The following is a 20,732-nucleotide window of genomic DNA, read 5'->3' as shown; positions in this document are numbered from 1 at the left end:
GCCGTCAATTAATGCTTTTTGAGAATTGCATCCAAAGCCTGATTGAAACGCGCCAGATCCTCCTCGGTCACCACCAGAGGCGGCAGAAGGCGCAGCACCCGGTCCTGGGTCAGATTGAGCACGAAGCCGGATTCAAGCAGCTCCCGCCAGACATCCTGACCGGGAAAGGACAGTTCGATGCCGAGCATCAGCCCCCTGCCCCGGACATCGACAATCTTGTCCGGATGGAGAGTTTGGAGTTCACGAAACATTTTTTGGGCCAGGTTGCCCATGGTTTCAGCCCGCCGCGCAAAATCGTCCCGGAGCAGGATGTCCACGACTCTTGCGGCCACCGCGGCCACCAGCGGGCCGCCGCCGAAGGTGGTGGCATGGCTGCCCGGCTGAAAGCCCTGGGACGCTTCCTCGGTACAGATCATCGCCCCCATGGGCAGACCGTTGGCCAGAGCCTTGGCCGTGGTCAGGATATCCGGCGAGATCGCGGCATGTTCATGGGCCCAGAATTTTCCGCTGCGCGCCAATCCCGTCTGCACTTCGTCCACCATCAGCAAAATGCCGCGATTTCGACAAAGATCCTGGACCGCCAGCAGATAGGTCTCCTCAAGGGGTCGAACCCCGCCCTCGCCCTGGATGATCTCCAGGAGAACACCGGCGGTCTTTGGAGACACGGCCTGTTCCAGGGCCGGGAAGTCTCCGAACGGTACGGTCTGGAATCCTTCCGGCAAGGGAGCGAAGCCATCCTTGACCTTGTCCTGGCCTGTGGCTGTCAATGTCGCCAGTGTCCGGCCGTGAAAGGAGCCGGCCAGGGAGATGATCTCGTAGGCATCCCGGCCCTTGACCTTTTGCATGTACCGACGGGCCAGCTTGATGCCCGCCTCGTTGGCTTCGGCCCCGGAATTGCACAAAAAGACCTTGTCCAGGGAACAGGTTGCCAGCAATTTTTCCGCCAGGACAAGCTGCTCGTCCTGGTGAAAAAGATTGCTGACATGGATCAGCCGTTCGGCCTGCTCCCGCATCACCGCAAGCAGTTCCGGATGGCTGTGGCCGAGATTGCAAACGGCGATTCCCGCCAGCAGATCCAGATACTCCCGGCCCTGAGGATCATAGAGCTTGCATCCTGAAGCTCTGGTCACGGCCAGGGGGTATCGCCCGTAGGTATGGCAAAGCACGCGTTGTTCACGTTCCTGATATTCCGCTAGAGTTGTGCTCATGGTTGTCCGTTTCGCGTTATGAGTTGAGATATGAGGGCTGTGAATCAAAATGAATCCGGTCATTCGCCGGTATGACCAAAGCCGCCTGCGCCGCGCTGTGTGGCGGTAAGTTGATCCTTGACGGTGAACACGGGGGACAGGAACGGCATGAAAATCAGCTGGGCGATGCGTTGGCCACGGGCAACAATACGCTTCTCCGCGGATGTGTTCAATAACGAGACAATGATTTCGCCGCGATAATCGGGATCGATCACTCCCACTCCCTGACTGACTACCAGACCTTGCTTCGTCCCCAGCCCGCTGCGGGAGAAAACGTATCCGGCAATGCCCGGATGCCGGATGTCGATGGCCACGCCGGTGGGAATTGCAGTGCGTTCTCCCGGAAGAAGCATGCGGCTTTCTTCGGAAAAACATGCCTTGAGATCCAGTCCGCATGAACCTGGAGTCGCGCCGCACAGGTCCGACTCGGTCCACAATGGATTGAGGATTTGAATATCAACGGAAATGGAATTCATGACAATATTTCCTCTTCTTAAGTAATGTCCATGCAGGATATCGCGTGTAGCGCATGCCGTTTGGAGATGATCGCTCATTAGCTTTTGCCGGTAAAGCTCGCAAGTCGCAAGCCGCGATTTGCGCAGACGGCACTTGTTTGACAAGTTCGTTTTGGCCTCAGCCTGGAAAAAGTTGTCGCTATTCAATGGACTGAGCCATTGAATTTTGCAGCATTCCCTGGCAGAACCTCCATGCATGTCACGAGACCTGCCTGAAACAGCAAAACGTGATCATCTTGTCCAGCACATAATCTCACCTCAACAGCAATCCTGAATTATCCGGAGTCTAATAATGAAACCGCTGCACACTTACAGCGTCATCCCCAAACTGCCGCCAAACCTGGAAGCGCTCTGGGATCTGGCCTACAATGTCTGGTTTGACTGGAATCATGAGGTGACCGGGCTCTTTTCCCTGATCGACCCCAAACTGTGGGCCAAAAGCTACGGGAATCCCATCGCCTTTCTGAACCACCTGCCCCAGACAACTCTTGAGAATCTGGCCAAGGACGACTTTTTTCTCGAGCGCCTGCGCTCGGTCAAGCATAGTCAGGACATCTACATGGAACGGAAAAGTTCCATGCTGCCCTTTCCTTATCCGGAAAAACAACCCCTGGTGGCCTATTTCAGCCTGGAATACGGTCTGAGCCTTTGCCTGCCCATCTATTCCGGCGGCCTGGGCATTCTGGCCGGGGACCATCTCAAATCGGCCAGCGATCTGAACATCCCTCTGGTCGGCGTCGGGCTGGCCTATCAGCAGGGCTATTTCCGGCAATATCTCACGGCAGACGGCTGGCAGAACGAACGTTACCCCGACTACGGCTTTGAGCAGATGCCCATGACCCTGGTCCGTTCGGAAACGGACCACAAGCCGGTGACCATCAGCGTCGACCTTGCCGGTCAGCCCCTGAGCGCCCAGATCTGGAAAGTGCGCGTCGGCCGAATCCAGCTGTACCTGCTGGATACCAACATCCATGAGAATCCGCCCCATTTCCGCCAGATCACTTCCCGACTTTACGGCGGCGACCTGGAAATGCGCATCTGGCAGGAAATCCTGCTGGGCATCGGCGGAATCAAGGCCTTGAGCATCCTGGGACTGACCCCGAGAGTCATCCACATGAATGAAGGTCACTCCGCCTTTGCCGGGCTGGAGCGCATCAGGGTCTTCATGACCGATTACGGTCTGTCCTTTGAAGCCGCCATGGAGTTGACGGCCTCCACCAGTGTCTTCACCACGCACACTCCGGTCCCGGCAGGCAACGACCGATTTCCGGCGGAACTGATGCAGCGATATTTCGATGGTTATGCCCGCAGCCTTGGCCTGGCCTTCAAGGTGCTCCTGGCCCTGGGCCGCGAGGATCCGCGCAACGATGGAGAATGGTTCTGCATGACCGTTCTGGCCTTGCGCCTTTCCCGGTTCAACAACGGTGTCAGCGAACTGCACGGCCATGTGTCCCGCCGGATGTGGCAGAAGGTCTGGCCCCAGTACCCCGTGGAAGACATTCCCATCGGCACGGTGACCAACGGAGTGCATATTGCTTCCTGGGTGGCCAGGGACATCGCCATGCTCTTCGAGCGCTACCTTGGCGGAAACTGGAAGGAAGACCCGGATTGCAGCCGGGTCTGGCAGCAGGCTGAAACCATTCCGGACGGTGAACTCTGGCGGGCCCACGAACGGCTGCGGGAACGGGTGGTGGACTACGCGCGGGCCCGTCTGCGCGTCCAGTTGGCCCAACGCGGCGCCCGGCGCACGGAATTGTTGCAGGCCGATGAAGTGCTCGATCCGCAGGTGCTGACCATCGGCTTTGCCCGCCGCTTCGCCACCTACAAGCGCGCCACCCTGCTCCTGGCGGACAAGGATCGCTTTCTGAAAATGATCACGGACCCCAAACGGCCCGTGCAGTTCATCTTTGCCGGAAAGTCTCATCCTCACGACAATGAGGGCAAGCGGTTCATGCAGCAGCTGGTGCATTTCTGCCAGCAGCCGGAAGTGCGCAACCGGGTTGTCTTTCTGGAAGACTACGATATGGAAGTGGCCCAGTACATGGTCCAGGGCTGCGACGTCTGGCTGAACACGCCGCGCAGGCCTTTGGAAGCCTGCGGCACCAGCGGGATGAAGGCCATTGCCAATGGCGTTCTGCATGTCAGCACCCTGGACGGATGGTGGGTGGAGGCCCACCGCATGGACAGCGCCGTGGGCTGGTCCATCGGTCAGGGCGAGGAGTATGACGACACCGGATATCAGGATTTCGTGGAAAGTCAGATCCTCTACAATCTGCTGGAGAAGGAGGTCATACCCACTTTCTACGAACGCGGTCAGACCAATTTTCCCCGGGAATGGATCCGTAGGATGAAAAAATGCCTGCAGCTTTTCACGCCGGTCTTCACGTCCCACCGCATGGTCGCGGATTATGTCAAGAATGCCTATGAACCGGCCTACAAGAATTCCGTCAGCCTGATGGAGCAGGATTTTGCTCCGGCCAAGCAGCTGGCATCCTGGAGAATGGACATCATGACCAAATGGAACGCCCTGCGGATCAACAACGTCCGCTCCGACGTGCCCGAAACCATTCATGTGGCCCAACCCATCTCCATCAAGGCCGATGTGTACCTGAACGGTCTTGCGCCCATCGACGTGTGCGTTGAAATCTACGCCGGACCAGTCAGCGCCGACGGTTCCTTTACCGAGCGAAAAACGGCCAAAATGGAGTTGACCAAGCCCCTGGATGATGGCTGGTTTTTGTATGAGGGCCAGTTCACCCCGGAGGCTCCTGGCAGTTTCGGTTTTACAGTGCGCATGCTGCCCTGCCACGAACACCTGCTCGACCCGCATTCCCTGGGCTTGATCCACTGGGCGCAGTAGTAGGGCGACAATGGATGCTTGAACCGAAGATTGCTTGAGCCGAGGTAACTACTCAGCACACCTTATATGATCTGCCTCCGGCAATCGGGGTCGGAATCGGTTTCGAAAACATCGAAGCCCCCTTAGGCTTCGCTTCCGATCCCGATTCCGATGCCGACCCCGACTTGGATGCCGAACGGCAATGGCAGTCGCATGCTCAACAGTTACGCCAACAAGACGAATGAGACGTATTGATGACCTTCATACCTGAAATCACCGCGGACAAGCTCATTGATATCCAGACCGCCGGCCTGCAATGGACCGTCCGCCATGCATTCGAGCAGAGCCCTTTCTATCGGCAGCGCATGGAGCAGGCCGGTGTTCATGCGGACAACATTCGGACCCTGGACGACCTGCGCCTGCTCCCCTTTTGCGACGCCGCGGATCTGCAGACCGGGTATCCCTTTCCGTTGCGCAGCGTGCCCTTTGAGGACATCGTGCGCATCCATGCCTCCTCCGGCACCACTGGCAAACGCAAGGTGCTGGCCTATACCCGCCAGGACATCGACGACTGGCAGGACATGTTCGCCCGCTGCTTTGAACTGGCGGAACTGACCCCCGCGGATCGGGTCCAGATTGCCGTGGGCTACGGATTATGGACGGCCGGAGCCGGCTTTCAACTGGGTTGCGAGCGATTCGGGGCCATGGCCGTGCCCCTGGGGCCGGCCAATTCGGACATGCACTGCGAAATGCTGGTCGACCTGGAAACCACCGTTTTTTGCGCCACGGCCTCCATGGCCCTGCTCATGGCCGAAGAACTGCACCAGCGCGGCCTGATCGACAAGGTCCGGGTCAAGAAGATCATTCTCGGCGCGGAGCGCCACAGCGACGCCATGCGCCAGCGGATCAGGGAACTGCTCGGCGTGGAGCACATTTTCGACATCTACGGTCTGACAGAGCTGTACGGTCCGGGAACCGGCCTGGACTGCACCCTGCACCGGGGCATTCACTACTGGGCGGACTACTTCATTTTAGAAATCCTCGATCCCGTCACCATGCAGCCGGTCCCCCCCGGTGAGCCGGGAGAGATGGTCATCACCACCCTGCGCAAGCAGGCCGCGCCATTGATCCGGTACCGGACCCACGACATCACCCGGCTCCTGCCAGGGGCCTGTCCCTGCGGGGTCGGCTTTCCGCTCCACGACCGGGTTCTGGGACGCACCGACGACATGTTCATCTACCGGGCAGTGAACATCTATCCGGGCCAGATCGACGACGTGCTCAGCCGGATTCCCGGGCTGGGCAGCGAATACCAGATCCATCTGCACCACCGCGACGACGGCCGGGACATCATGACCCTGAAGGTGGAGCGGGCCCCGCATGTCGATCCGACCGGAGACAAGGCCCTTGCCGAAGCCGTGGCCGGAGAAGTCCGCCGCCGAATCATGGTCCGCTCCAATGTGGATATCCTGGACTACGCCGCCCTGCCCCGCACCGAGCGCAAAAGCAAGCGGGTCTTCGACCACCGGGATGGTGTCTCCAGTTTTCTCGATCATGCAAACTCAAAGCAGTAACCATCCGATGTCCAAATCCAACCAGTCACCGATCTATATTCACACGCAACGCGGCACCTTGATGATTGTGTCCTTTCTGCTGGCCGGCGGCTATGTTCTGCACCAGCTCGTGCAGGGCGGCCCGTCATGGCTCTGGTTTCTGCTGGCCGTGGCCGTGCTGATCGGCTTCACCTTTTCCAGCCTCACGGTGACCGTCACATCAACAATGCTTCAGGCCCATTTCACGCCGGGTTGGCCCCGCAAAAGCGAATCCCTGGCCAACATCGCCGCTGTACGCGCCGTGCGCAATCCGTGGTACTACGGCTGGGGCATCCGTTTGACGCCGCAGGGCGCGCTCTATAATGTCTCCGGTCTGGATGCCGTGGAAGTGCGCACCAAAGACGGCAAAGCCTTCCGCATCGGCACGGATGAGCCTGAAAAGCTGCAACGCGTCCTGGAAAACGCCGTGTCGAGCACCCGGCAGCGCTAACAAATCGCATCTTCCGTATCCAAGACCCATCAACCTGAACCGCGCCTACAGGGGGAGTACAGAGCAATGGAAATCCGCATCGAAACCGCCACTTCAGCCCAGCGCCGCACCAAGCCGGCGGATGAAAGCAAGCTGGTCTTCGGCAACACCTTCAGCGACCACATGTTCCGGATGGATTACCGTGATCAAGGCTGGACCGATGCCAGGGTCGTCCCTTTCCAGAACATCAGCCTGGATCCGGCGGCCATGGTCCTGCACTACGGCCAGGGCATCTTCGAGGGCATGAAGGCGTATCGCCGGCGCGACGGGAAGATCAACCTGTTCCGGCCTCGCCAGAATTTCGAGCGCCTGAATCGCTCGGCCCAACGGTTGTGCATGCCGACCATTGATGTGGACGAACATTTCACCATTCTCGAGGCCCTGCTCCGCGAGGATCACGAGTGGATTCCCCACAGCAAGGGCTCTTCCCTGTACATCCGGCCGACCATGATCGCCTCGGAGCCGCATATCGGGGTCCGTCCGGCCAAGGAATACATCTATTACATCATCACCGGCCCGGTAGGAGCATATTACGCCGAGGGGTTCAATCCAGTGAGCATTTATGTTTCGGATGAATTCGTGCGCGCTGTGCGCGGCGGCGTGGGCGAAGCCAAGACCATGGGCAACTACGCCGCCAGCCTGCTGGCCGCGGAAACGGCCAAGAAAAAAGGCTTCACCCAGGTGCTGTGGCTGGACGGCGTGGAGCGGCGATATATCGAGGAAGTCGGCACCATGAACATCTTTTTCCGCGTCGAAGACACCCTGGTCACTCCCCCCCTGAGCGGATCCATCCTGCCGGGCATCACCCGGGATTCGGTCCTGACCCTGGCCAGGCATTGGGGCGTCAAGGTCGAGGAACGGATGATCGACATCCAGGAATGCGTTGAGGGCGTTGAAGCAGGCAAAATCACCGAAATCTTCGGATCCGGCACGGCCGCGGTCATCTCTCCGGTGGGCTCCATCTGCTACAAGGACAAGACATATTCCGTCCGGGACGGCAGCGTCGGTGAAATGGCCCGCCGTCTCAACGACGAGATCGTGGGCATCCAGTACGGTGAAAAAGAGGACGTCTTCGGCTGGGTCCACGAAGTGAAGATCTGATACCATTCTTCACCCGCGCTCCGGCTTGCCTTGATTCCTCCGGCTCGATACCTATTTAGGCGAGGTCCGGCTTTGCCTTGGTTTTGCGGCCTCGCAACCCAAGGCAAAGCCGGACCGGTTCTTTTTCAACAACAATCCATCGCAAAAATACCCCCTGATGAACACAAATCAACCACCGGCGGTTCCCCATGGGCGAAGAAATCGCTCTTGGCGCATCTTGCGAATTATTTCGGTATTGGCTCTGAGCCTGGCCCTGGCCATGCTCTCCATGACCGCATCCGCCCAGGATGCCTCACCAACAGCCCCGAACGGGGTTGATAAACAGGAGAAAACCATGAATGTCGTAATGACCACCAGTCACGGTGATATCACTATTGAACTGAACCAGGAAAAAGCCCCGATCACGGTGGAGAATTTTCTGCGCTACGTAGACGAAGGCTTTTTCGAGGACACCATTTTCCACCGCGTCATCCCGGGTTTCATGATCCAGGGCGGCGGCATGAACGAGGAAATGTTCCAGAAACCAGGTCATCCGGCCATCAAAAACGAGGCGGACAACGGCCTGAAGAACCTGCGCGGCACCCTGGCCATGGCCCGCACCGCGGACATCAACAGCGCCACCAGCCAGTTCTTCATCAACCTGAAGGACAATGCCTTCCTGGACCACGGCGGACGTGACTTCGGCTACGCCGTCTTCGGCAAGGTCGTGGACGGTATGGACGTGGTCGACGCCATCGCCCAGGTCCCCACCGGCACCAAGCGCATGCACCAGGACGTTCCCCTGGAACCCGTCAAGATCATCAAGGTGGTTCGGGCCGAGAACTGATCAACTCTTCTGGTGAAAAATTAAAGTAACTATTCAGTTCATCCGGAGGTTGGTCATTCACCTGCACTGGATTCCGGCTTTCGCCGGAATGACTTATCGTGGCAAGCTGCATCTATACAGTCATACCGGCGAACGCCGGTATCCAGATCTTTTTCGCGGATTTGCTGAATAGATACAAATTAAAAGCCGTTACCGCTCTCGCCAGGAGCAGTAACGGCTTTTTTAATTCTTTCGGAACTCTATTCTGCACACTCTGTGTACAACAGCATTGTCAACTGTATTTGTAACTATTCAGTTCATCCGGAGGGTGGTCATTCACCTGCACTGGATTCCGGCTTTCGCCGGAATGACTTATCATGGCAAGCTGCATCTATACAGTCATACCGGCGAACGCCGGTATCCAGATCTTTTTCGCGGATTTGCTGAATAGATACCTGTATTTTTGCAAAACTTTCTGTAAGGAAACCGCACATATCTTGCCTTGGTCATAGGCATCCACCCTGCTTTCAGCTTCCTTAGACCATAATTGAGCAGTATCTTTGTCTGATTCGTCAAGTGCCGAAATCAGCAACTCTATGAGCTGTACTTTTTCAGATGGCTTGAGTGACAAGGCTTCATTAAAAATCGTGGAGATGGATGTCATTCATTTCTCCTTGGTGTCACCTGAGCTTTGGCAATCATGTTCATTCGAGTGAAAGGAGGTGCTGCAAAGAGTCTTTGCCTTTCATTCGGAATCCATGGTCAATTCGTCCTGATAGGCGCGTTGTTTTCATCCGTAGGCGACTGCTGTCGCAAAATCTCCATCACCGCCTTTTCCGCAACGGCGATATCCACTGCCAGCCAGACCAGTTCAACGTCCCTGGCAAAGAAGTAATGGGCCTGTCCCTGCCCCAGGGCCATGTAGAACGGCAGGCCGTCCTCGTCCCGCTTCATGAGATGCGTGAAGCCGTGCCCTTCCCTGGCCATGACCTCGGCCATGTCCTCCATGGCTTTCACGGCCTGTTCCGGAGTCATGTACAGGGAAAGATAATAATCCGCGGAATGACCGCCTCCCTTGTACCGGGCGATAAAATTGGACTGCGTGGCCACACTGCCTTGGTGCATGCGGTCGATAATCCGCGCGGCCTCCATTCCGCTGACCAACTCCACGCGCTCCATGCCGGCGATGCGTTCAGGGATGTTCGCCGCTGCAGCCTGCTCCGCCTGCGCCGTGGCGACGTCAACGATCATTGCTGCAAGCAACATGGTCATCACGACGAGACGACATAAACCATGTCCGCGATCGCGCTGCAACAATCTCCAACCCGACAGGATCCGGGCGACGATATCGTTTCTCATGCCAAACCTCCCTTCAATTTGTTTGTGTGTGCAAGGCGACAGATACGCAGCCTAAAAAAATCGCCATATTTCAGGGCTTGCCATACTATTTCACTATGATTACAATATACGGTTGGATCGTTAAATTTCAGTATGTTAGGCGGCAAGCTGTGCTATACTTTCTCATCTTATTGTTTAGTGATTCACCAAAGCGCGAGCGGCGACCTTTTTAATAATTTGCAAACAATTATTTAAAATCAATGATGATTTAATTGGTTTTTGAGGTGGGGGCAATTCGATCGTGATCCAGCTTGTTGGCTTGAAATTTGACAAAGTATTGCATGATGCTATCCCTCTCGCTACGATATGCAATACTTTACCAGGAGGCCAACATGTCTTCTTGTCTATCGCCAGATCAAAAGCTTGCCCCTCCCTTCTCGGAACAACCATGCTGGCAAATCGAACCCCTTGCAACTCGACTCAACTACTCAGTTCCCTCTACACGGCGTTTTTTGAGCGTGGTTGGATACCACAGAAGCTTTTCCCACAATGGCAAATGGTACACTCTGAAAAGCATTCCCAAGTTCGGCCACGACGGGTTATGGTTTTCGGACGACATCGGCTTTTCCAGGGTAGGCAATCTCAACAAAACCCTTGTCAGGCTGGTCAATCGCAGCCCCAAGGGAATTACTGCCGAGGCCTTGGGAGAAATACTGCGTTGTCGATGTCATTCGGTGCTTGTCCAGTTGTGCAGGCAGGGGCGGTTGCAGCGGGACAAAATTGGACGTTCTTTCGTCTATTTTTCCCAGGATATGACCACTGCCGACAAGCAACGCCAATCCGCGGCAAATCGGGCCATGCCATCGGAATTGCTTCCTGCCGAGATCGCGGTTTTCGTCTTGGCGGAATTCATCCGGTCCCCCAATCTCAGCTTCGAGGAACTGGCAATGCATATAAAGCGCACAAGGCATGTGAGCATCAAAGCAGCCCAGATCGAAAAGCTGTTTGCGCAGCACGGGTTAAAAAAAACTCCAGAAACTACGGCCCGCAAGCAATCGAGGCGTTGAAACGATGTCAGGCGCTTCTGCAACGGGAAATATCCCCGGCGGCATTATTCCCAAAACCGCCAGTGGTGTCTTTTGTTCCGGAGCAGGAAAACTGCACATGCACCCATCCGCGACTTGTCCAGAAAACGCGCAGAAAAGTTGTTTACAGCATGGCCGGACCATTCATCGCACATGAAACCGTACTTAACTGCCCTCAATGCTCACGAGCCATGGGCTCCGAAACGCTGCTCCGAATGGTGCCGACTCGATGCAACGTGGCCTATGACGTCTTGGTCTTTGTCGGCCAGGCTCTGTTCAGAAACTTCCGCACACTCGACGAAGTGCAAACTGAACTGAAAATGCGCAACACGCACATCAGCCTCTCAGAGATCGACTACCTGGGCCGCAAGTTCATCAAGTATCTGGCCCTTGCTCATGCCCAAGCCGCGCCCTGCATCCGCCAGAAAATGCGGATGGCCGGCGGATATGTCCTCCACCTGGACGCCGCCCATGAAGGAGATGCGCCAACCTTGTTCAGCGGCCTGGACAGTCTGAGTCAATTTGTTCTGGGCAACATCAAAGCACCCAGCGAAAACGCCGTCCACATCAAACCGTTCCTGAAGAACATTCAAGACACGTATGGTACGCCGGTTGCCTGCGTCCATGACATGGGCACCGGCATTTGCAAGGCGGTCAACGAAACCTTCCCCGGCATTGCCGACTTCATCTGCCATTTCCACTTTCTGCGTGATGCCGGCAAAGACTTCCTGGAACCGGCATACTCGCGATTGAGAAACCGCCTGAAATCATTTGCAGCGACTACCAACCTGCGAGCACTCATTCGGCAAATACGGCAATCGCTGGGGCAAAGCCCTGATTTACCCTTGCTGGTTGATGCAGTGAATACAAAAACTCCGCCCCATAATGTCGAAATGCTGCCGTCTTTGTCCGCGTATTCTCTGGCGCTATGGGCCTTGCAGGGCAAAAACAACGGCAACGGATATGGCTTTCCCTTTGATCGTCCGTTGCTGGAGTTTACTGAGCGAATGCTTGAATTAGACCGGTATTTGCCCAGGCTCCTTGAACACCCCTGCGGCCTTGAAGATAACCACAAACCTCTGCGCGTCTTGGCAAAAAAGATATCCAACATCGCCAATGATCCCGAATTGGTCCAGGCAACGACAGAACTGCGATGGCGCGTCGAAGTGTTTGACGATCTGCGCAACGCCATGCGCATTGCCACGCCGGACGAAAATAACGGCCTCAACGATGACGGTTCGTCTGAAGCCATGTCAACCATCCGCCAGGGTGTTGAAAAGTTCCGACATAGGCTCCAAAAGGAAAGCCGTTTGGCTGATGACCAGCTTTGCCTCAAAATGGAGCAACAAATTGATAAATACGGTAAAAAGCTCTTTGCCGACCCCATTATGGTAGCCAGTCCGCAAGGCTTTGTCACAATCTACCCTCAGCGGACCAATAACATTCTCGAACGCTTATTCCGCGGCCTGAGAAGAGGCCATCGCCGCAAAACCGGCAACAATTCCATGCGAAGAACACTACAGGCGATGATCGCCGATACTCCGCTTGTCAAAAACCTGGACAATCCCGCATACATGGAAGTGCTTCTCAACGGAAAAGACAGCCTGGAGGAACTCTTTGCCAGTATCAGGTACGAGGACGAAAAGGACAGCAACAGTTCAAACGGAGACACCGACCGGATACTCCCTGGTGGGCGTGCAATCATCAAAAAGCAAGGGTTACCACAACAGATCCTCGAGTTGTTCATGAAAACGAAATCAGCTCAAGACAGTCAATCCAACTGAATTTTGTAACCATAGCTATTTCAATATGATAATGCCTTGAACGGCATGATGATATGTGGGGAACTGTTTCGTCAACCGAGCGAAAAGTCCTTGTCCGGCAATCCACTCATGGAATCAATATACCATGTACCGTAAGCAAAAAGTTGACGGGCTTGTTGACCCCAAGGAGTTGGGACTGTTGATTTTAAGCAGGTATGCGCAAAATTTGCGTCACATAACCATTGGCGGAATCAGCTGCATCACCTATGACCTGCGCCAAGTGCTTGAGTCAATATGAGGAATGGACAAGTGAAAAATCAATCTGCCGGAGCATACTTGCGAGACATCCCGGACAACGAGTTATGGGCTGAAGTGAATCGACGTCTCGGACGTACAGAGCAACACCAGGATGTGTTGTATGCGGCATTCGAAGAAACCTTCCGCGGCTCTCGCAGCGAAATCAAGCAGAACCAGCGTGTCTACTTGCCGTATATTGACCAGGTTGGCGCCGGGTCGCCTGTCGCTCCAGTTTTGGATCTTGGCAGTGGTCGCGGCGAATGGCTCGAGCTGCTGCGAGAAGAGAACAAAACAGCGCGGGGTGTGGAATCAAACCGCTATTTCCTGAACCAATGTCAGCAACTCGGCCTGGAGGTCATCCATGCCGACGTCCTGGAACATCTTCAGGGCCTGCGGACATCCTCCATTGGAGCCGTAACGGGATTCCATCTCGTCGAGCACCTGCCTCCACCGCTACTTTTGCCTTTTTTTCAGGAAACGCTCCGAGTGTTGCATCCCGGTGGGATTGTCATCTTCGAGTCGCCCAACCCGGAAAATCTACAGGTCGGGGCGCATCTCTTCCATATTGATCCGACCCATGCCAAACCTTTACCGCCCAATACGCTGGTGTTCCTGTTGAAAGCGAGCGGATTGACGCCCCTTGAAGTGCTACGTCTGCATCCATGCAATACAGATCACCTTCCACGGTCGACCTTGTCGCCAGCCCTTGCCCCCTTGGTGCAGCTCCTTTATGGCCCCCAAGACTACGCCGTTATTGCACAGAAAGCCTGACTGCGGTTGCAGCTATGGCGGTTACGCCTTGCCTGGCCGGACTGGTCCTGTCCGGTATGGCTTTTGCCGAAAGATGCGTGGACACTATTGCCTTCATTATTGCCTCTGTGCCGACATCCACGGACGGCGTCATCGTGAACCAGGCCATTAGTGAAGCGGAGGTTCTCGCTGCCCAGCACTGAAGAATGTAACTGATTCTGGTGTGAGGTTTTTTTCATATTTCAACGCCACACAGAAGGGGCCATACTTGGCATATCAAGGGCTTGCATTCATATTCCGCAAGCCCTTTTTCTTTGTCTGATATCACGTCACTATCTCTTGCTCATGACAGCAAAAACCTTGCGGACACGACAAAATTAACCACACTATTACCAATTCATAAAGTCTTTGCACTTTTTTATTGAGCATGGCATGGTCAATCGGTAATCAAGATAGACCATTCGAAATCAGGAGCATGCCTGCCATGCCGTCTCCATTCCCTTTTTCCTGTTCCAATACAGATCATGTCGGCTCTTTTGGCCGACGATTGAAGGCCCTGCGCAAACAGGCCAGATTGACCCGCAAGGACTTGGCCGCCAGGGCCGGAATTTCTCCCCATCATTTGAACAAAGTAGAACGCGGAGACTCGGGGCCTTCCTTCGGGGCCATCCATGCCCTGGCCGCTGCCCTGGGAGTTGCTCCGGGGGTTCTATTCATCGGCCCTGATGAAGGCGTTGATGCCACCTGCGTTGCCAGGGAGCCGAATCCAACCGCATCCCGTATTTCCTGGCCGGAATTCATTCCCCGGTTTGGCCTGCTGGCCCTGGACCAGTACACGGGTCGTGTGCTCATGTCTGCCTCCCTTTCCGTCCTGCTGGGTTTGGACGACTCTCGACAATACCTTTCTCTGGCCACTTTCCTGGAACGTCACGTTGTGCCGGCGGATCGGTCCGCCCTCAAGCTGAATCTGGAAGCCCTGGCGACCGGGGTTCCGGTCCCGGCCAAGGAATTCCGTCTGCTCCTGACATCCGGAGCACAGGCCGTGGTCGTGCTCCAGGATGCTGCCTGGCTTGCGGAGCAGATTGATCCTTTCGGCGATGGCCAGGCCGCGGGTCCCTTCTCGGATCAGCCGGCCTGGATGATCGTTGCGGATGTGACGCATCTGGATGCAGCACTGCGCGAACACTCCGCCACCCAGGTCGGACAGATCGTCCAGTTCGATGAACTGATCAAGGAGCGGAAACGCTGCGGCAAGGACCTGGAGCAGGAAAGCCATGCCCGCAGGCAGGCCGAGCGAATGCTCCTGGATGCGCAGCAGTTGTTGCAGGGCGTGGTGCATTCCGCACGAGACGCTCTGATCATTCTTGATCCGGACTTGTCCATATTGGACGGAAACAGCGAGTTGCTCCGGCTCTGTCAGGGAAAATGCGACTGCATAATCAATTGCCGCATGCAGGATATTGTGGACAGGAAAACGCTGCTTCTGCTCAAGGAACTGGTCGAGCAGGCTCTGACCACAGGCCGTCTTGCCCATGCTGACGCGCGAATTGGCGACCGGGACCTGGAACTCTGGCTGTACCCCGTACTCGACTCTTCGCAAACCTCCCGTCGAGTATTGCTCTGGATGCGCGACGCGACGCAGACGAGCCGGCAGCGGGAAGAGCTGCGCAAACAGCGAACGCTGCTGGAAAAATCCGAACAGATGGCCCGGATGGGCAGTTGGGAGTGGGACATGGAGGCGGACGTCTACCGGATGTCCCCCAACTGGTTCGCGATCCACGGCAGCCGGCCCAGAGTGATGACCGCTTCGGAACTCTTTCCCCTGGCCCACCCCGAAGATCTGCCCGCGGTCCATGACAGTCTCCAGAAGACCCTGGACGGGGAGCCGGAATACCGGATCGAGCACCGGATCATCCGTCAGGACACCGGGGCCATCGAAGCGGCCCGAGCCGGAGATGCGGGCAAGGGCTTCGCGGTTGTGGCCGCGGAAGTGCGCAAGCTGGCCGAGCGCAGCGGCACGGCGGCCACGGAAATCAGCGAACTGTCCAGGTCCAGCGTCCAGGTGGCCGAGCAGGCCGGACATATGCTGACCAAGATCGTCCCGGACATCCAGAAAACCGCGGAACTGATCCAGGAGATCAATGCCGCCAGCCGGGAGCAGAGCATCGGCGTGGAACAGATCAACAAGGCCATCCAGCAACTGGATCAGGTCATCCAGCAAAACGCCTCGGCAGCCGAGCAAATGGCCTCAACTTCCGAGGAACTCTCCAGCCAGGCCGAGGAACTGCAAGCCACCATGGCCTTTTTCAAGATGAGCGGCTCCGGTTCCGGGCCAAGGAGGCAAAAAGCCCTTGGCCCCAAACCCGGAAACCTCCTGACCTCTGCCCGCAAGGCCGTCCCGGCGAAGAAGCAGGTTCAAGGCGGCATGAGCCTGAACATGGGGCCGGATGATGAGTTCGAGAAGTTTTAGGTGAGAGGTTCAGCGGTTCACGGTTCAACGGTTCAACGGTTGAAGAGGCGGAGGACGGAGGTGTTGGCGTAGGGGCGAAAAATCTTTCGCCCGACGATGTCAAGCCAAACGCAACATATATACCCACGCTACCCCGGACCCAACCGTGAACCGCTGAACCCGGAACCTAGCGACCGTGAACCGTTGAACCAGAAACCCCGAATCCCGATCATCGCCGTGACCGCGCATACCCAGCCCGGCGACCGGGAACGCTTCCTGGCCGTGGGCATGGACGACTACCTGGCCAAACCGGTCAGGATGGAAAATTTGGTTCAGGTGCTGGAACGTGTTGCCTGCACGCCGCGCCGGAATACGCCGCAAGCCGGGGTGAGCTGAAGCGTTGCCGCGGGGACGTGATTGCTGGTAGCGGGGTGTTTTGTCGGCGTGCTTTGACGGTTTTTTGCTGTATCTGTAAATGCACGGCGACAATGTAACCCCTGTACCCTGTTCACAAGGCTGGCACGAGGGGCGACACGATCCGTGGCCCTACATCAATTTTGCACTGTCCATCATGAAGGCAAGCAGTATGACAGCCATGAGTAATCCAGGGGACAAGCCTTTTACCGTCAGGCATATTCCGGACGACAGTCATCTGGCAAAGCGCCATGCGGCGATGACGGTTGGCGGATTCGTCATTCTGGCAGTGCTGTTTGCGATCAGCCGGACCAATTTCCTTCTGTTCCACACCCTGGTCGAACTTGGCGCGGTGGCCGTGGCCTGGGGCGTGTTCCTTCTGGTCTGGAATGCACGTCATCTGGGTGTTTTTTCGGGGCTGGTGATCCTGGGCATCGGCTATGTTTTTGTCGGGCTGACGGACCTGCTCCACACCCTGGCCTACAAAGGCATGAACGTCCTTTCCGGGGGCGGCTCGAACATGGCCACCCAACTGTGGCTGGCGGCCCGCTATCTCGAAGTGGCGACCCTGGGGCTTTTTGCCCTTGCCTTGCGCGTCCCGCTCCCGGTGCGCCTCGGCGCGACGGTCCTGGCGGCCCTGTCCGTCGGCCTGCTTGGGACGATCCTCTGGTGGGGCGTCTTTCCCGTCAGCTTTGACGCCAACACCGGGCTGACCCCGTTCAAGAACATCAGCGAATACGTGATCATCGTCCTGCTTGGGGGGATCGGGTATGTTCTGTGGCAAAAACGTGAGATCCTGGGTACTCGGGTCACCTCCCTGATTCTGGGATCCATCGTCCTGACCATGCTTTCCGAGTATTGCTTCACCTTGTACGATCATCCCTACGCCCTGGCGAACATGACAGGCCACTTCCTGAAAGTCGGCTCCATTTTCCTGCTTTACAGGGCCTTGATTGTCGAGGGTCTGCATCGCCCACTGGAAACCCTGGTCAGGGAACGCTCCACCATCCTGGACCAGACCACCGACGCGATCATCACCACGGATCTGGACCTGCACGTTACCTCCTGGAACAGGGCGGCAACGCGCATATACGGGTGGTCCCAGGAGGAGGCGGTGGGGAAGCCCGTGGACGACCTGCTGGCCACGGAATTCATCGCTACGTCCCAAGCCAAGGCGCGCGCCGTTCTGGAGGCCGAGGGCGCATGGCGCGGGGAAGTCCGGCAAAAGACCAAGGGCGGACGGATACTGGTCGTGGAGGCTTCGGTATCATGGCTGACCAACGGTCAGGGCAAGATCACCGGCGGCATTACCGTGAACCGCGACATTACGCGGCGCAAGGGTTTTGAGGAAGCGCTTCAGCGCAGCGAGCAACTCTACAAGCGCATCGTGGAAACGTCCCAGGAGGGAATCTGGATGATCGACTCCTCTGGGCGCACCATCTATACGAACAAGAAAATGGCCGACATGCTCGGATATGCTCCTGAAGAGATGCTGGGCACGTCTTTTCTGGATCTTCACTTTTCAGAGGATGTGCCCACGGCAAAGGCCTTTTTCCAACGCAGGAGAGAAGGGATCGGGGAGCGGCATGATGCCAGGCTGCACCGCAAGGACGGCTCTGAACTGTGGACCATCGCCAGCACCAACCCGCTTTATGACGTCGAAGGCCGGTTCGAAGGGGCACTGGGAATGTTCGTGGACATTACCGAACGCCGGAGGATCGAGGAGCAGCTTCGTGAAAGCCAGTCCCGTTACCAAGCCGTGGTCAACGACCAGACCGAGCTGATCTGCCGTTCCACCCCGGACGGCCTGTTGAACTTCGTGAATCCTGCCTATTGCCAATATTTCGGGTTGGACGAGGAGGAATTGCTGGGGAAAAGTTTCCTGTCGCTGGTGCACGAGGATGATCGGGAATTCGTGAACAGGTGCATGACCTCCATAACCCGGGACTCCCCAATTGCCACCTATGAACAGCGGGTGGTTCTGCCCGATGGACGACAGCGCTGGCAGGAATGGACGGATAGAATCATCTGTGATGTCCAGGGAAACATCGTGGAATACCAGAGCGTAGGCAGGGACGTGACTGACCGCAAGGCCCTGGAGCAAAGGCTGTTCCAGGCCCGGGAACAAGAGCAGAGACGTCTGGGTCAGGAACTGCACGACGGGCTGTGCCAGGACTTGAAAGGATTGGAGATCGAGACGGCCCTCTTGGAAAACGCCTGCATGCGGGGCGGCCCTGAAGGAGCTGACAAGGCAGTGGAATTGGGGCGGCGTATCAACCAGGCAGTGCGCGCCGCCTATGACTTGGCGCGGGGGCTGCTGCCCCTGGGCATCGACGCCGAGGGGTTGTCGGCTGCCCTCGCGGACCTGGCCCACAGGGTCGGGAAGCGGGGCAGGATAACAGTCATTGCGGACATTCAGGGGAAAGTCTTCCCGCCCGACGCGAAACATGCTCTGCATATCTTTCGGATTGCCCAGGAAGCCTTGGGCAACGCTGTGCGTCACTCCGGCTGCGGCAAGATTCTCGTATCCTGGACCCAGAGCAATAATCATCTGCTGCTTGAGGTTCAGGACGACGGCCACGGCTTTGAACCCTCATCGTCCGGCATGCCGGCCACGGGCATCGGCCTGATCGTGATGCACTCACGCGCCCAGGCCATGGGCGCGGCCCTGAGCATACACAGCAGGCCCGGCCAGGGCACAAGAATACGGTGCGGCCTGCCCATTGTCCTTGCGAGGTCAATGTGACAAGGAAAACGCAGATTCTGATCGTGGACGACCATCCTGCCGTGCGCCATGGCATCGCCCAACTGATCGCCGCGGAGCCGGACCTGGCGGTGAGCGGCGAAGCCGCGGACAGGGATGAGGCTTTGCAGGCAATTTCACGGCACAAGCCGGACTTCGTTGTCCTGGACATTTCGCTGAAGGGCAAGTCGGGCTCCGGCCTGGAGTTGGTGGACGTGATCCATGAACTGGCCGGACCGATCCCGATTTTAATCTACTCCATGCACGACGAGGTTCTGTATGCATTGCGCGCCTTGCGCGCCGGCGCACGCGGCTACCTGATGAAGCAGGAGCCGGTGCGGCAGGTGATCGCGGCCATTCGGACCGTGCTGGCAGGCGGGGTCTTTGTCAGCGAGGACATGCAGCAGGCCCTGCTGCAACGGCATGTCAGTCCCGGGACCGAGCCCTTGCCGGCCAGTCCCATACAGAGCCTTTCCGACAGGGAAGTAGCCGTGTTCCAGTACATCGGCCACGGATTGCAGCCCAGGGAGATCGCCTCGGCCTTGGTCTTGAGCGTCAAAACCGTGGAAACCCACCGCATGAACATCCGCAAGAAGCTTGGCCTGACCAACGCTTCGGAACTGACCCGCTTTGCCGTGAACTGGATGCGCCGCGGAAGCGACTGATACCAGTTCTCGTTCGATCATTCGTTGTTCGCTTGATAATACAGTCATCGGCGCCAATATCGCCATTTGCCCTCCGAGCCTTTCGTCAGTCAATGCACTGGTTTTTCACTCAGTGAATTGACTGATTTTTTGCTTTTTCCGTGCAATTTGTTGCTGATGTTGCTAATGTCCGACATAAAGCAATATAATTTGCAACTACTAACCAGCCAACCTGCATTCAATAAGTGAGAAAATCGGGAGTTGATTATCTCTACAGCGAAACTTCCATTCATTATCAGGACAAGACGCATAAACCACGAAGCGCACGGGGATCGCGGGGAAAGAAATCTTGGCTGTCGGCCGCATTGTTACAGATCTTTCTCGGATCAGTGGTCGTGACGCACACGCACCCCCAAAAAAGCATGTTTTTCCGTGTGTTTTGTGGGCCGCTTCTGGACGTTTCCGAAGGAAAAAACGAAGTTTCGCTAAAGTGATATTCGATTGTAACTATTCAGCATGCTACTGCCGTGCGGTGTTTGGACATCGGAGTCGGTATCGGGATCGGAATCGGGATCGTAAGCGAAGCCATGCGAAGTGTTTCACAACGTTTTTCAAAAACCGATTCCGATTCCGATTCCGATAACGACCCCGATTGCCGGA

Annotated in this window: 17 protein-coding genes; 13 read left to right on the top strand and 4 right to left on the bottom strand. The window is 56.7% G+C overall.

Features of this window, described 5'->3' with window-relative positions:
- Positions 1–8: 8 nt before the first annotated feature.
- Together ACYQ15_RS05000 and dut are read right to left on the bottom strand one after the other, a co-directional pair.
- Positions 9–1,208, bottom strand: a complete 1,200-nt coding sequence (locus ACYQ15_RS05000) for an aspartate aminotransferase family protein (RefSeq protein WP_459936423.1) — start codon at positions 1,206–1,208, stop codon at positions 9–11.
- A gap of 59 nt (positions 1,209–1,267) precedes the next feature.
- Entirely contained in the window at positions 1,268–1,723 is a 456-nt protein-coding gene (gene dut / locus ACYQ15_RS04995) for a dUTP diphosphatase (RefSeq protein ID WP_459936422.1), read from the bottom strand.
- A 331-nt stretch (positions 1,724–2,054) separates the two neighbouring features.
- Between dut and glgP the strand changes: the two genes are divergently transcribed.
- The 5 genes from glgP to ACYQ15_RS04970 all read left to right on the top strand — a co-directional run bounded on the left by glgP (position 2,055) and on the right by ACYQ15_RS04970 (position 8,610).
- Positions 2,055–4,622 carry an alpha-glucan family phosphorylase gene (gene glgP / locus ACYQ15_RS04990; protein WP_459936421.1) on the top strand — a complete coding sequence of 856 codons (2,568 nt, stop codon included), beginning with the start codon at positions 2,055–2,057 and terminating at the stop codon, positions 4,620–4,622.
- A gap of 233 nt (positions 4,623–4,855) precedes the next feature.
- Positions 4,856–6,175 carry a phenylacetate--CoA ligase gene (locus ACYQ15_RS04985; protein ID WP_459936420.1) on the top strand — a complete coding sequence of 440 codons (1,320 nt, stop codon included), beginning with the start codon at positions 4,856–4,858 and terminating at the stop codon, positions 6,173–6,175.
- 7 nt (positions 6,176–6,182) lie between these two features.
- Positions 6,183–6,644, top strand: a complete 462-nt coding sequence (locus ACYQ15_RS04980; protein WP_459936419.1) for a hypothetical protein — start codon at positions 6,183–6,185, stop codon at positions 6,642–6,644.
- Positions 6,645–6,710: 66 nt separating this feature from the next.
- Positions 6,711–7,784: a branched-chain amino acid aminotransferase gene (locus tag ACYQ15_RS04975; protein WP_459936418.1), complete on the top strand. Its 1,074-nt coding sequence runs from the start codon at positions 6,711–6,713 to the stop codon at positions 7,782–7,784.
- Positions 7,785–8,118: 334 nt separating this feature from the next.
- The gene (locus ACYQ15_RS04970; RefSeq protein WP_459939548.1) at positions 8,119–8,610 is read left to right on the top strand and encodes a peptidylprolyl isomerase; all 492 of its coding nucleotides are present in this window, start codon (positions 8,119–8,121) and stop codon (positions 8,608–8,610) included.
- Between the two features lie 370 nt (positions 8,611–8,980).
- Here ACYQ15_RS04970 and ACYQ15_RS04965 read toward each other — a convergent pair whose 3' ends face one another.
- Together ACYQ15_RS04965 and ACYQ15_RS04960 are read right to left on the bottom strand one after the other, a co-directional pair.
- Positions 8,981–9,253 (bottom strand): addiction module protein, encoded by a 273-nt coding sequence (locus ACYQ15_RS04965; protein WP_459936417.1) that lies wholly within the window; start codon positions 9,251–9,253, stop codon positions 8,981–8,983.
- A 98-nt stretch (positions 9,254–9,351) separates the two neighbouring features.
- Complete coding sequence (locus tag ACYQ15_RS04960) at positions 9,352–9,948, bottom strand: hypothetical protein (protein WP_459936416.1); 597 nt, start codon at positions 9,946–9,948, stop codon at positions 9,352–9,354.
- A 497-nt stretch (positions 9,949–10,445) separates the two neighbouring features.
- Here ACYQ15_RS04960 and ACYQ15_RS04955 point away from each other — a divergent pair, with 497 nt between their 5' ends.
- From ACYQ15_RS04955 to ACYQ15_RS04920, 8 genes are all read left to right on the top strand, one after another.
- Entirely contained in the window at positions 10,446–10,994 is a 549-nt protein-coding gene (locus tag ACYQ15_RS04955; protein WP_459935726.1) for a hypothetical protein, read from the top strand.
- Between the two features lie 65 nt (positions 10,995–11,059).
- Positions 11,060–12,796 carry a hypothetical protein gene (locus tag ACYQ15_RS04950; protein WP_459936306.1) on the top strand — a complete coding sequence of 579 codons (1,737 nt, stop codon included), beginning with the start codon at positions 11,060–11,062 and terminating at the stop codon, positions 12,794–12,796.
- A gap of 288 nt (positions 12,797–13,084) precedes the next feature.
- Entirely contained in the window at positions 13,085–13,843 is a 759-nt protein-coding gene (locus ACYQ15_RS04945; RefSeq protein ID WP_459936415.1) for a class I SAM-dependent methyltransferase, read from the top strand.
- A 14-nt stretch (positions 13,844–13,857) separates the two neighbouring features.
- Entirely contained in the window at positions 13,858–14,025 is a 168-nt protein-coding gene (locus ACYQ15_RS04940; RefSeq protein WP_459936414.1) for a hypothetical protein, read from the top strand.
- A 281-nt stretch (positions 14,026–14,306) separates the two neighbouring features.
- Entirely contained in the window at positions 14,307–16,292 is a 1,986-nt protein-coding gene (locus ACYQ15_RS04935; RefSeq protein ID WP_459936413.1) for a methyl-accepting chemotaxis protein, read from the top strand.
- 183 nt (positions 16,293–16,475) lie between these two features.
- Positions 16,476–16,667, top strand: coding sequence for a response regulator (locus tag ACYQ15_RS04930; protein ID WP_459936412.1), 192 nt, complete (start codon positions 16,476–16,478; stop codon positions 16,665–16,667).
- 199 nt (positions 16,668–16,866) lie between these two features.
- On the top strand, positions 16,867–19,431 hold the full coding sequence (locus ACYQ15_RS04925) for a PAS domain S-box protein (RefSeq protein WP_459936411.1): 2,565 nt from the start codon (positions 16,867–16,869) through the stop codon (positions 19,429–19,431).
- Positions 19,428–20,093: a response regulator gene (locus tag ACYQ15_RS04920; RefSeq protein WP_459936410.1), complete on the top strand. Its 666-nt coding sequence runs from the start codon at positions 19,428–19,430 to the stop codon at positions 20,091–20,093. Before ACYQ15_RS04925 ends, ACYQ15_RS04920 begins: the two co-directional genes overlap by 4 nt.
- The last annotated feature ends 639 nt before the right edge of the window (positions 20,094–20,732 follow it).

It is taken from the genome of Desulfonatronum parangueonense (genome assembly GCF_054656975.1).
Note: the sequence above shows the minus strand (reverse complement) of the source record. Positions and strands in the feature narration are given on the sequence as shown.